Raw genomic sequence first — 12748 nt, 5'->3', positions numbered from 1 at the left:
AATGTTTGAAAATACAATTATAAATTCGGTTCTTGCAGTAGCTCTTACAGTATTTGTCTGTTTTATAATATCAACATTGCTTCCGGGAATTGAAAGAAAATATATTCATGCAAGAATCCAACAAAGAATCGGGCCTCCTGTAACGTCTCCAGGAATAATGGCTCCAATTAAATTCATGTTTAAAGAGAATGTTGAAGTTTCATCTCCTGTTCCAGGATTATACAAAGCTCTGCCAATAATATGTTTTATTGTAGTTTTATGTGTTTTAATCGCATTAACTCCTGAAGCTTATAAAATCCCAGCACTTTCAAGCTTAGTGGCCATTGTTGGATTTTTAAAGGTAGAGGAAATATGTTATGTATTGATGGGAGCATTGTCTAAATCTGTAATGTCAGTTAATATGCCATTTCCAGATCAAATTAAAGGAGCAGCTCACACTAATGCAAATCGTTCTTTTATTGAAGATATAAGTGCAAGAAGATCACTTAGAATGATTACATATGCTTCATTTCCACTATATTTGGCATTATTTGCACCTATTACTTCTTCAAGAAGCATTTTCTTACAAGATATAGTAACTTTTCAGCAAGTACATGGGCCATTCTTATTCACAGTAGCTGGTGGAATCGCAGCAATTGTATTTTTCATTGGTTACATGATTATATTAAACGAGTATCCATTTTCAATTATCAAAGCTAAATCTGATGTAATTGAAGGGCCATATATGGAATATGCAGCTAAATATCGTGCAGTTGTTGTTGTAACAAGAGGATTCTTCATGTTTGTACTTGGTGCGGTATTTTCAGTATTGTTCATTGGAATTCCACCGACAATTTTGTCATGGGGAATCTTAATAAATATTGCAGTAGCATTAATATTGGTATTTATGATGGGAATATTTTCTGCATTTGCTCCAGTATTTACAAATAGACAGTTATTGCCATCTATTTTAGGCGCTACATTACTTGGAATTTTAGCTATTGTAATTGGATTATTATAAGGAGGATTATTTATGAAGTTTGTTATGAGACCGTATCACATGGTAAGTCTTGGAGGATATATTGTAGAATGGGATTTTCCCTACAGAAATCTTATAATTATAAATAAAACCTCTGAACCAATTAAAGTGGAGATACCTGTATTTCGTGAGGAATGGATTCAGGAGCATAGGGATTTAGGTCTTGATGTGCTTCCGGTTAGTTTTAATGATAATTTTTTAAGCATGTGGAAAAGAGCACATGCAGAACTTGATAAAATAAGGCCAAAAAATGAGTGATTATACTTTAACGATTAAATCAGATGAAAAAACGGGTGTTTTAGATGACATTACTGATGTTATCGCTGATCATGGTGCTAATATTAGTTATGTTCACCTTTTTGTTGAAAAAAATAACATTGGTTCTGTTAATATAGAACTTGAGCAAGTTGAAGATATTGATGCCCTAATTGAAGATTTGGATAAAATTAATGAAGTAAAATCAATTGAGCTGCATGGTTCTCAATTGGATATTTATGGAAAACGTATTATCATTGTCGGTGGTGGAGCACAAGTATCACAAGTAGCAATGGGTGCAATTACTGAAGCTGATAGGCATAATATACGTGGAGAACGCATTAGTATTGATACAATCCCTCTGGTTGGTGAAAGTGATTTGGCTGAAGCTGTTGAAGCTATCTCAAGACTTCCTCGTGTTAGTGCTTTAGTCCTTGCCGGTTCAATTATGGGTGGAGAAATCACAGAAGCCGTTCGTAAAGTAAAAGAACAAGGTAATTTAATTGTTATTTGTTTAAATATGCCTGGAAGCGTTACTGAATATGCTGATTTAATCATTACTGATCCTGTTCAGGCTGGTGTTTTAGCTGTAATGTCTATTGCTGATACAGCTGTCTTTGATATAACTCGCTTAGGGAATAATATTAAATTTTAAATTCATATTTATGGACATATAGGGGGATTATTTCTAATCCCCTATCTTATTCATTTTTGTCACAAATATCTTTGTATTTACATTTTTCACATTTTTTCAGATTTATTTTAGTCTTTGGAAGTTTTTTATTATTGATTATCTCTTTAACTTCACGAAGAATGTCAAAATAGCTTTTTCTCAGTTCAACATTCATTATCACCGGACGTCGGTCTCCTATTTTTTCATAATCCACAAAACCAACATATACATCTGTGTTAAATTCTTCTTCAATCAATATTGCATTACTTACGAGTTCAATCGCATCTTGATTCCAAACACCTTTAAGTGGAGGTTTACCGCTTTTTAAAAGTATTGGGTAATATTCGCCATCAATTATTTCTATTTTATCACACATTCCAATTATTCCAAGACTTGTGTTTTTAATTAAAAAGGAATACATGCAATTTGGAAAAAACATATCAATTATTTCATATGCATGTTTATCAAGAATGGTCATTGATTGTTTTACTCTTAGAGCCATTGTTTTAATTTTAAAATATGTATTGTCAATAATTTCATTAATCTGTGATGATTCAAGATTTAAATTCATTGATTTTATTGAAGTTGCAGTGCTTTTGATGTACAAATCAATATTTTCAGATAAAATGCTTTCAATTTCACTAATTGTCATGTCTTTTTTGATTTTGCGCATGTTTTTCTCAATTAAATCTTGAATATCAATTTTAAGCTTTTTAATTTCAATTATAAGGCGATAATCTTTGTTTTCTTTAGTATCTATGTGGTTTTGGTGGTATAACTTCAAAGGACAGTACATATATTGTTTTATTGAAGATACTTTTATCATTTTATAACCTCTTAAAATCTTTATAATTAGTATTACTATAATGATATTTAAAATAAGAAGTTATAAACGAAGTAAATTGTTTAAAATAAAATAAAAAAAGTAAATAGTTAATAATTTAACTATTTAAATCAATTTTCTGGATTAAAGAAATTTTTGTTACGGGCAGGTAATTTTGCAAAGACAATTGGCACAACAATTAATATAACAGACAATATTGCCATGATTGTCAAACTGCTACTATCTGCGGTAGTTATTGTTGAATAAACTCCTTGAATCCAAAGGCCTAATATACAAATAGGTAATATGTATTTAATTACAGCTTTCCAAGTTTTACCAACTTTAATTCTTGAATTATCATTTAAGGTTTTAATTAACTCATCAAACTTGTAAATCCAACCGAATATAATACATTCAATGAGTATTGCGAATAATAATGCGAAATTATTTAAGAATGCATCGAATACTCCTAAAATAAGACTTCCTGCTCCTGTTGCAAATATTGTTGAAATTAGAAATCCAATAATACAAACTATGGTTGCAGTCTTTTTACGTTCAATAAGGAATTTTTCTGAAACTGAGTAACATACTCCTTCAAGAAGTGCCATTGCAGAGGTAAGTCCTGCAAATAAAATGCATAAAAAGAATAATGGCCCAATTAAAGATGCCCATGGTCCCATAATATTGAATACTTGTGGGAAAACTACAAATGCAAGTCCGGTTCCTTCGGTAACAAGTTTATTAAATGGAATTCCAGTACTCATTGCCATGAATCCTAAAATTGAAAAGATTCCAATTGAATTAAATATTTCAAATCCGGAGTTTGAAAAGGCAACAACTACTGCATTATCAACTAATTTTGAGCCTGATGGCAAGTAACTAGCATAAGTTAGAGCTATTGCCATACCTAAACTTAAGGAAAATACAATTTGTCCAAATGCGGCCAACCATACATTCAGGTTAGTAAGGGCGGACCAGTCAGGTGTAAATATCTGAGTATAACCTATTGACGCTCCAGGCAATGTTAAAGAGAATGCTACAATTATAACTACAATTGCACATAAAATTGGAAGTAATATCTTACTTACATTGCCAATTCCTTCGTTCAAATCTCTTTTAAGAATAAACCATAATAAAAACCAAATAACAAATATTGAAGCTAACACAGTTGGAACAATAGTAGTTATTCCAGCAATTGTATCGGTTGCCTGCAATACATTACTTGAGAAGTATACATCAGGATTTGATCCCCATGCTTTTGTTAAACTTAATACAACATAAATTAAATCCCATCCCACTACACAAACGTAATAGGTGGTTATTAAAAACACAATTAATAAAACGAACCATGCTACTGGCTCTAATTTTTCTTTAATGAAATATAATATCTGTGCTAATGATTTTTTAAACTTGAATCCAACAGCGTATTCAACAAGAACGAATGAGATTCCTAAAAGGAATAATGATATGATATAAGGAATCATAAAGGATCCTCCACCATTGGAGTATAATACATTTGGGAAACGCCAAATGTTTCCAAGTCCAACAGCAGAGCCAATCATCGCCATGACAAATGTGATATTGCTATTCCATTCTGATTTTTTAGTTTCTGTCATTTTATCACATTAAATTAATACATTTATATTTACTTTTGAAGTTTATATATTATTTGTATTGATTTTGGCAATTTTGATTTGTATTTATTTAAAAATTATTGAATATTTTATTAATTGGATATTTTTTTAATTGGATAATATTCGTTTGAAAAAAATGGAATTAGCTAAATTGTAAACTGTTTAAAAAATAGAAATAAAATTAATGCTCCGACAATTTGGGAGGGGAATTTGGTTTTAAGCAGGAATTTCTTTAAGTCTAGATATGAACCGTATAATATTTAACTAATGATTTATATGTCTATATCGCCTTATCAGTTATGATATCTGGAAGGATCCTAAGTTTATACGATTTTGTATGGAGAATGGAATAAAAGAATCGACTCAACGAAGTATTTGGTATGTCTAAATCGATATGTTGGGTACCATCAAAAAACTCTTGAAACCTTGCTTGAAGAAGCTGAGCAAGAAATTGCAGATTAGATCTTAAGAGGATGATAGATTTTTCTAGTTATCTCTTCATGGTGTAGGTAATGCTTTTAACTTAATAGGATGAAATTACAAGATTTCTTTCTAATGTTAATGATATGAGAGCAGAAATTGATAATGTTTCTAGAATAAATGATATTGCTAAAATCCAAGATTATATTGTTGGTAATGAATTATTGAATGAATATGGTTTATCCTTGGACATCATTAGCTTATACAAAAAAATATTAGGAAAGATAATTTGAAGGGGTCACTAATGATTATATTGAAGATTTGATTAATGTTGCATATAATCGTACAGTTCATATGCTGAAACTAATTTTGTGCTGAAATTTATAATGGTGAGTTGTGGGATGAAATTAATCAAAAAATAGGCGGATATATGGATTTTTGTTGAATATTTCATTTAGATTCTCTGATTCTCAGAAAAAGAAACTTAATTTGGAGTTGTGAAATTATGCTGAAAAACTATGGTGGGATAATGATGATAATGTTGATGAAATTAAAGTTCATGTAGATAGATTAGTAAAAAAAGCTAGAACCATACATAAGAAAAGAATTGATAAATCCAAGGAACTCAATGGAAATAGAACGCCCAAACCATATAATAGCTAATAATATGATTATAAGTTTATGATACAATAGCTTCAGAATTATCAAAAGAATTAAAAATAAATAATAATCGTAGATAAGTGTAAATCAAAAGAAAAATATGTGGATAACTTCAACAACATGTTTTTACCTATCTTAGACAATGTTGATGGCTATAATGTTGATATTAAACATGAAGATTCTGTAAATCATAAGGGGCTTCAAATTGTAGATATTATTGTATGGCCTGTATTTCAAAGCATAGAATTTGATGATTTTTTATTTATTGATTTACTTGATGATGTATTATAAAAAGAGTATTTGAAGATTGAAGAACCTCCTTGCAGTATAATGTCGTCGCCTGTGGCGACGAAGCTAAAGGAGGCTAAACCTCTTGGAGGCTTTTACCTTCTGAATCTTTCACTTAATGTTTTATGTATGCATCACTATTTAAATGTTTCCACAATTTCTATTTTGTCTCTTTCAAAAACTTGTGGGATAAATAGTTTTTTCGATTAATCTATTCATTTAAAATTTTCAAAATAATTGGTTAATTAGCTTTAAATTATGAAAATAACTCCAAAGAAAAAGTTTTTAATAAAAAACTTGCAGATATTTAAATCACATAAGTTTTTGAAAGTGCCATTTTGAAAGGTACAAATAGTTTTAAATATGAACAGAAATAAAATTGTTATATTAAAGAAATTTTTATAAATCTTTATTTTGGTGATTTTAATTGAATATGAAAAATGAAAAAATTGTAATGCCTGGAGATAAATTAGGAATTATAGAACAGTATCTCCCAGGAGAAGGTACTTATGATGATGATGGTGACATTAAATCCACAGTACTTGGAAATGTTAAAATTAATCAAAAAAGAAAGGTTATTTCTGTTGTGTCAGATGCAAAACCTGCTCTTTTAAAAGTAGGAGATATCGTTTACGGTCAAATTACCGATATCAAGCCTCAAAGAGCAAATGTAACAATTGAATGTATGAAAGATAATGGACGACCATTAGCTCTGCCATATATGGGTGCAATCCATATTTCACAAGCAAAAAAAGACTACTTAGAAAAATTATCAGACGCTTTTAGAATTGGAGACATTATTCAAGCAAAAGTGATTAAAATAACTGGAGATAATGTTGATTTGGGAACTGTTGATGAGGACTGTGGAGTCTTAAAAGCAATGTGTACCCGTTGTAGAGATTACATGCACACTACACAAAAAGAAAGCGAACTTCAATGTAATACTTGTAACAAAAAAGAAAGACGTAAAGTTTCTAATAATTATGTTAATGATTAATTAAGGTTGATAAAATGGAAAATTTTGAAATTATTGAAGATAAAACTTTGGAACTCACTTTTGTTGTTTCTGATGAAAGTCATGGAGTTTACAATGCTTTAAGACATATTTTAATGCGAAACCCTGATGTAGAATATGCTGTTTACAACATTGATCATCCCCTTACCGGAAAGCCTGAAATGACTATTAAAACCAAAAGAGGAAAACGACCAAGAAACGTGTTGAAAAAAGCAGCTGAAGAACTCCAAAATGAAAGCTCTGAACTTAAAAAACTTTTTGATGAAGCTTTATAGCTTCAATAAGTTTATTTTTATGTGATTTAATGGCAGATTATAAAACTCCTTCATTAGCTACCGATATTTTTATTTATGATGATGATTTCAATTTTATATTGATTAAAAGAAAAAATGATCCTTTTAAAGATTATTGGGCGTTGCCTGGAGGATTTGTCGAATACGGTGAAAGTGTGGAAAGTGCGGCAATAAGAGAAGCGAAAGAAGAAACCAGCATTGATGTTGAAATCAAAGATTTAGTCAATGTTTATTCCGCACCAGATAGGGATCCGAGAAGACACACAGTAACTGTTGCATATACTGCTAAAGGTGATTTTAGAGCTCGTAAAGCAGCCAGTGATGCTAAAGATATTGGCATTTTTAATGCAGCAAAACTAGATGAAATCAACCTTGCTTTTGACCACGGCAAAATAATAAAAGAATGTTTAGTTAAATCTAAAAAAATAGATTTATAAAGTTATATTTAAATAAGTGATTAACTTAAATATAATGTATTAAAAGGGGGAGTTAATATGGAATTTTGTCCAAAATGTGGAGCGATGATGCTTCCTAACGATGGCATTTTAAAATGTAAAACATGTGGATATTCTAATGAATTAGAAAATAATGACATGTATGAAGTTTCTAAAGAAATTAATGCTGAAGACAATGTTAAAATACTTGGAAAGGATATTGATGTTGGCCCAATTACAAATGAAACTTGTCCGGAATGCGGAAATGACAAAGCTACTTATAAATTATTACAAACTCGCAGTGCAGATGAAGCTCCTACCCGTATCTTTACATGTACCAAATGTAAGCATACGTGGAGAGCATACGACTAAGAGGTTTGCTTATGAAAGATTCTAAAGAAAAAGAGCATAGAATTTCTAATCTCAAAGACATGATTAATAATGTCAAAGAAGAAGATGAAATCGATAATTATGGAGATATAGAAGAAGATAACGAGCTAATCGAATATCTCAATGAAGACTCAGACAGTGATTTTGAGAAATTAGAAATTGATGATGAATTCATTTACCATCCAGGCGATGAAAACGAAAGTGCTATTAATTTAGAAGAAAACCTAATTAATGAGGATTTTATTATACAACCCCCAAAAATTGAAGATAGCGATGAAGAAAACATTGCCGATGAATATAATGAAGATTTCGTTGGGGAAATAAGTGAAAACTTTGATAATGTCATGAATGCAAAAATTGGTGGAAAACCTATTTTAGCTATTGTAAGCGGTGCCATAGGTGTGATCTTAATCATCATATCAATATTTATTTTCCAATCCCGCAGCGAAAGAATTATCGACAATGTTGTTGCAGGAGAAACCAGCTTTGCTTTTATTATATTCCTTGCAATTGGAGCATTATTATTGATTTATAGCCTATACAAACTATTAGATTTTGGAAATCCATTGTCAAATATTACAAAGAGCATTGATTCAATTGAAAATGAAAAAAAAGACCCTCCTAAACCAAAAAATGAAGAACCATCCCCAAAAGTTATCCCAAAAAGCAAAATTCCATTAGATAAGGACTCCTACAAGGTGGGAGAATTTAATATGGATGATTTGAAATCTTCTCTTAAAAAACCTACTGATTCTACTAAAAAAGTTAAAGAAGTTGAAGAAAAATCAGAGGATATCGAAAATATTCCGCCGGCAAAAGAAAAATCACATGAAAAAAAAGATTTGACTGCTGAAGAAATTGAAGAAAAGGAATATGAACAAGCTAAACTTGATAGTGAATCCATTGATGATATTTTCGCTGAAGTAGAAGATATGGATGACTTAGAAATTATTTCTGTTGATTCAAAAGATAAGAAAACAAAAGAGAAATAATCTATTTAATTTTTATGGGCCTGTGGTCTAGTCAGGAATGACACAGGACTTCGGATCCTGAAATCGGGGGTTCAAATCCCTCCAGGTCCGCTTATTCTTTAATACGAACTACAGCTTCTTTGAAAAAGTCAGGCATTAATGATCTATACATCGGACTTTTAAATAACATGTTAATATCGCTATCTATAATGTAGGTGTAACATGAATCGTCCTCAGCCCTCATTCCACGACCGTATGCCTGCATTAATGTCATTACAGTTTTATAAGCATACCATTTTTTATCACGTTTCATCCTCATATTGACTTGTTTATCACCTAAGTATGGGAAAGGCATTTTATAAATAATCTGGAATCTGCATTTATCATAAGGCAAGTCAACACCCTCACTCATTGATGGTGAGACCAGCACTAAAGGATTTTCATCTTTCTCAAAGAAATTAAGTACCTGTTCCCTATTTTTTGAGGCATGTGATATCAATCTTGAGTTATATAAATTATTAAGAATATATTGTTGGCATTTATAACTGTGGGTGTGTATTAAACCTTTATCCCCCTCATGTTTTTTTAGGATTTCCTCCAAGATTGGAATTGTTTTTGGAGCTGTCTTTTTAATCCTATTTGCAGACATTTTACCTGCCAAATTAAGAATGATTGGCCTTTTTTCCTTTGTAAATGGACTATCGACTTTTATGTGATAAACTTCATTTGGATTTAAACCTAACCATTTAGAAAACATTTTATGGGACAAAATTGTTGCACTCATAAATATGACAACATCCCCATATTTAAGCAGGTTGTTTTTGGCATAGTGATGAACCCTTAATGGTTTAAATGACACACCAGTTTCATCAATATCAATGACCCAGTTCTTAGGTTCTTTTTCAAGATTGTTTTTGAGAGTTTTAAGTCTTCCAATTGTTGACTTGATCCTATCGGCCTTGTTCTTACTTACATCTTTTAAATCAATATCTTCATAAGCGTCTCTAATTGCATCAACTTCCATTGTCCAGTCTTCAAGCTCACCATCTTCCAAAATGGATCTGGACATTATTTTATTAATGTCTTTTTCAAGAGTCCTATTATACAAATTGACTTCCATTGTAGCCATTAATTTATTTTCAATATTATGAGCTTCGTCTAAAATCAATAATGAGCGAGTACCGAAGTGTTTTACATAATTCAACTCAACAATAGCATAATCATAGTTCATTAATGTTATTGGGGAGTTTATTGCATTAGCTTTCTGATTCCAATAGTGACAGTGATTATCCGATTGATAAAATATAGTTCCACCATGTGAATCTTCAAAAGCCAATTCTGCATCCAATGTTGGATTTTTAGCAACCCCATAGGGACAGAAAAATTTACTTGATGTAGGTGTTGTTTTACATGCCCCCATATCGCAAGTTGACTCCAAATTATCATGAAGACATGCAAAATTTCCTCTGCCCTTAACTAATGGAAAAGAAAACTCATTGGAATATTGGGTTTGCAATTGCTTAGTCATTGTCAATATATATGCTGACCCATACATTTTAGCAAGAGTTGTAGCTATTGCAGACTTGCCTGTACCAGTTCCTGCCTCTAGAATAATATATTTATATCCTCTTTTAATTGCATCATTGATGTCTTGAATAATGTCTAATTGCCCCATTCTCGGTTCTTTGAATGGGAAATTAACTATTATATCCTCATCGATATTAGGATAAATTTCCTTTAAATAAGCAGCCGTCCCTTCATCTTGCCTGTGATCCTCAGCTGAATAAACCTCAGGAATATCATCGTCTGAAATAGATGAACTTCTAGATTTTGAAAAGCTGAATAAGTTAGTAGGTTTCTTAGGTTTATCATTATTGTACTTTCCACAAGTACAATTGCTTTTTAGCATTCCACAATTTGGACAAAACATTGAATTTGACATTAAAAATATATTAGTTAGGTATACTATAAATAATTAGTAGACAATTATTTTACAAAATTATATTTAAGTGATTATATGGCAAAGAAAGGAAAGTTAATTGGAATTGGCGTAGGCCCTGGAGATACTGAATTATTAACATTGAAAGCTGCTAATATTTTAAAAACAGTCCCAGTAGTATTTTCACCAAAATCTGCAAAAGAAAAAGAGAGCATTGCATTATCTATTGTAAGGCCTATACTTAAAGAAAGAAAAGATTATAAAAGGTTAATGATTGTAGAGCCTATTTTTCCAATGATTGAAGATAAAAAAGAACTTGAAAAAATTTGGGACAGCGCATCTGAAATGATTGCACAATACTTAAACAGCGGGAGAGACGTTGCATTTATAACCCTTGGCGATACTTCAATATTCAGCACCTATTCTTATGTGCAAAAAAGATTAATTGATAGCTATGAAATTGAAACAGTACCTGGAATTACTTCATTTACGGCTTGTGCCGCTGCTAAAAATGAGGCTCTTGTTGAACAGAATGATATTTTAACTGTTGTTCCTAAAATAGATGATAGATTAGAAGAAGTTCTAGAATATAGTGATTCTATTGTGCTTATGAAGGCATCAAGAAACACTTCTAAATTAGAATCTGCAATTGAAGCCAAAAATAGGCCTAAAAAAATCTATTCTGTTCAAAATTGTACACGTGAAAACGAAAAGATAATTGAAGGATTTTTTAATGAAAAACCCTATTTGACAACCACAATAATTAAATTTGATGATTAATGAGATTTAACCTGTTGAGGTTCGATCTCAAATACGCATTTTTCATCACCCATAGTGTAACATTGAGTTTCGATTACGCTAACAGGCAATTTAAAGAATTTAGTGAATAAACCTTCAAAGATTCCAGTGTCTAAAAAGCATACCGGTTTTCCGGTTCTTGGCAATAACTTACATTCAAAACAATCATATGTTGTGATTTTAATTATCTGACCAACATCAAAGGTTAATCTGCCGAGTCCTTTTCTTTGCCAAAAATTAGCAATATTTTCCATGAAAATATATAAATCATCATCATATAACCTTCCAAAAATAGATTTGCCAATGCTATTTCCGGTTGATTGTAAAATAGGATCTATGTTTACCCCTTCTTGAATAAGCATTGCTTTTAATGTATGGAACAATAATGTTGAAAATTCCTCATCCCCTTCGATTATATTTTCTATTAAATAATCAGAACTAGTTTCTTCAATTTCTTTTGGTTCGGATATGTTTACAGAACCTAAATATTTGGAATTTATAAAAAATATCTTTTTTCTATTATCTATAGGATGAACTCTGTATGAAATAATCCCATTTTCTCTTAAGCTTTTTAAATGAACTGATACGGTGGATTTTGACTTGCCTGTATTTGTTACAATTTCCTCAAACTCCATTTCGCTATCTCTAAGCATTTCTAGAATTGTCAATTTTACTGGACTTTTTACAACATTAACACCGATGTTCTCATTCAAGTTTGAAAAAATCTGAATTGGTTTTTGTTCGCTCATAACTAATCCCCCACTGGATATAACAATATTTAATTTTATTGATTAATAAAATTATCTAAAAATCAAAAATTGCTAAAATATTCAATAATATTGAAAAAAAATTAAACATACAATAAGATAAATAATGTTAAAAATACGAACTGTTCGTTTAAAACATGTAAAATAGTTCGTATACTAAAATGTTTTCATCACCTACCATCAGCATATAATTTATAAGCAGTCAACACTGGAAACTATAACCTATATTGATTATAATCCTGTCCAGCCAAAAATTAAGTGAATAGTATCCTGGGATTATTACTGAGGTTCAAATGGAAATTAAGATGGCAAGATTCCTGTTCGTTTTCTAAATGGAATGTTTTTCACAGCCATAACAATTGATACAATA

Annotated in this window: 16 protein-coding genes and 1 tRNA gene; 13 read left to right on the top strand and 4 right to left on the bottom strand. The window is 30.8% G+C overall.

Annotated elements, in window-relative coordinates; translation table 11 throughout:
* Position 1: 1 nt before the first annotated feature.
* The 3 genes from Q9968_RS08900 to Q9968_RS08890 are packed head-to-tail and all read left to right on the top strand — an operon-like array spanning position 2 to position 1928.
* The gene (locus Q9968_RS08900; RefSeq protein WP_305515551.1) at positions 2 to 1000 is read left to right on the top strand and encodes a respiratory chain complex I subunit 1 family protein; all 999 of its coding nucleotides are present in this window, start codon (positions 2 to 4) and stop codon (positions 998 to 1000) included.
* Positions 1001 to 1012: 12 nt separating this feature from the next.
* On the top strand, positions 1013 to 1276 hold the full coding sequence (locus tag Q9968_RS08895) for an energy-converting hydrogenase B subunit P (RefSeq protein WP_305515549.1): 264 nt from the start codon (positions 1013 to 1015) through the stop codon (positions 1274 to 1276).
* A complete protein-coding gene (locus Q9968_RS08890) occupies positions 1269 to 1928 on the top strand; it encodes a DUF5612 domain-containing protein (protein ID WP_305515547.1) in 660 nt (219 codons plus the stop codon). Before Q9968_RS08895 ends, Q9968_RS08890 begins: the two co-directional genes overlap by 8 nt.
* Positions 1929 to 1974: 46 nt before the next feature.
* Here the strand turns inward: Q9968_RS08890 and Q9968_RS08885 are convergent, their stop codons facing one another.
* Entirely contained in the window at positions 1975 to 2772 is a 798-nt protein-coding gene (locus Q9968_RS08885) for a Dna2/Cas4 domain-containing protein (RefSeq protein WP_305515544.1), read from the bottom strand.
* A gap of 128 nt (positions 2773 to 2900) precedes the next feature.
* Positions 2901 to 4385, bottom strand: a complete 1485-nt coding sequence (locus Q9968_RS08880) for a sodium-dependent transporter (RefSeq protein ID WP_305515542.1) — start codon at positions 4383 to 4385, stop codon at positions 2901 to 2903.
* A 351-nt stretch (positions 4386 to 4736) separates the two neighbouring features.
* Between Q9968_RS08880 and Q9968_RS08875 the strand changes: the two genes are divergently transcribed.
* The 9 genes from Q9968_RS08875 to Q9968_RS08835 all read left to right on the top strand — a co-directional run bounded on the left by Q9968_RS08875 (position 4737) and on the right by Q9968_RS08835 (position 8985).
* On the top strand, positions 4737 to 4865 hold the full coding sequence (locus Q9968_RS08875) for a hypothetical protein (RefSeq protein ID WP_305515540.1): 129 nt from the start codon (positions 4737 to 4739) through the stop codon (positions 4863 to 4865).
* Between the two features lie 104 nt (positions 4866 to 4969).
* The gene (locus Q9968_RS08870; RefSeq protein WP_305515538.1) at positions 4970 to 5116 is read left to right on the top strand and encodes a hypothetical protein; all 147 of its coding nucleotides are present in this window, start codon (positions 4970 to 4972) and stop codon (positions 5114 to 5116) included.
* Between the two features lie 430 nt (positions 5117 to 5546).
* Positions 5547 to 5774, top strand: a complete 228-nt coding sequence (locus tag Q9968_RS08865) for a DUF3800 domain-containing protein (protein WP_342765958.1) — start codon at positions 5547 to 5549, stop codon at positions 5772 to 5774.
* Between the two features lie 424 nt (positions 5775 to 6198).
* Positions 6199 to 6768, top strand: a complete 570-nt coding sequence (locus Q9968_RS08860) for an exosome complex RNA-binding protein Csl4 (protein ID WP_342765953.1) — start codon at positions 6199 to 6201, stop codon at positions 6766 to 6768.
* Positions 6769 to 6782: 14 nt separating this feature from the next.
* Positions 6783 to 7061, top strand: a complete 279-nt coding sequence (locus tag Q9968_RS08855) for a DNA-directed RNA polymerase subunit L (protein ID WP_305515532.1) — start codon at positions 6783 to 6785, stop codon at positions 7059 to 7061.
* 29 nt (positions 7062 to 7090) lie between these two features.
* On the top strand, positions 7091 to 7516 hold the full coding sequence (locus tag Q9968_RS08850) for an NUDIX hydrolase (RefSeq protein WP_305515529.1): 426 nt from the start codon (positions 7091 to 7093) through the stop codon (positions 7514 to 7516).
* 57 nt (positions 7517 to 7573) lie between these two features.
* Complete coding sequence (locus tag Q9968_RS08845) at positions 7574 to 7885, top strand: transcription factor S (protein ID WP_305515526.1); 312 nt, start codon at positions 7574 to 7576, stop codon at positions 7883 to 7885.
* Between the two features lie 11 nt (positions 7886 to 7896).
* Complete coding sequence (locus Q9968_RS08840) at positions 7897 to 8895, top strand: topoisomerase IV (protein ID WP_305515523.1); 999 nt, start codon at positions 7897 to 7899, stop codon at positions 8893 to 8895.
* Between the two features lie 16 nt (positions 8896 to 8911).
* A tRNA-Arg gene (locus Q9968_RS08835) sits at positions 8912 to 8985 on the top strand.
* Position 8986: 1 nt separating this feature from the next.
* On the opposite strand, the gene Q9968_RS08830 is transcribed toward Q9968_RS08835, so the two are convergent.
* Positions 8987 to 10816, bottom strand: a complete 1830-nt coding sequence (locus tag Q9968_RS08830; protein ID WP_305515521.1) for a helicase C-terminal domain-containing protein — start codon at positions 10814 to 10816, stop codon at positions 8987 to 8989.
* A 75-nt stretch (positions 10817 to 10891) separates the two neighbouring features.
* On the opposite strand from Q9968_RS08830, the gene cobI reads away from it, so the two are divergent.
* Complete coding sequence (gene cobI / locus Q9968_RS08825; protein ID WP_305515519.1) at positions 10892 to 11593, top strand: precorrin-2 C(20)-methyltransferase; 702 nt, start codon at positions 10892 to 10894, stop codon at positions 11591 to 11593.
* On the opposite strand, the gene Q9968_RS08820 is transcribed toward cobI, so the two are convergent.
* The gene (locus Q9968_RS08820; RefSeq protein WP_305515517.1) at positions 11590 to 12360 is read right to left on the bottom strand and encodes a V4R domain-containing protein; all 771 of its coding nucleotides are present in this window, start codon (positions 12358 to 12360) and stop codon (positions 11590 to 11592) included. The genes cobI and Q9968_RS08820 overlap by 4 nt on opposite strands.
* Between the last annotated feature and the right edge of the window lie 388 nt (positions 12361 to 12748).

Origin of the sequence: Methanobrevibacter sp. V14, from assembly GCF_963082475.1 — an archaeon.
Classification (GTDB): Archaea; Methanobacteriota; Methanobacteria; order Methanobacteriales; family Methanobacteriaceae; genus Methanocatella.
This window is presented reverse-complemented; position numbering and strand designations above follow the sequence as displayed.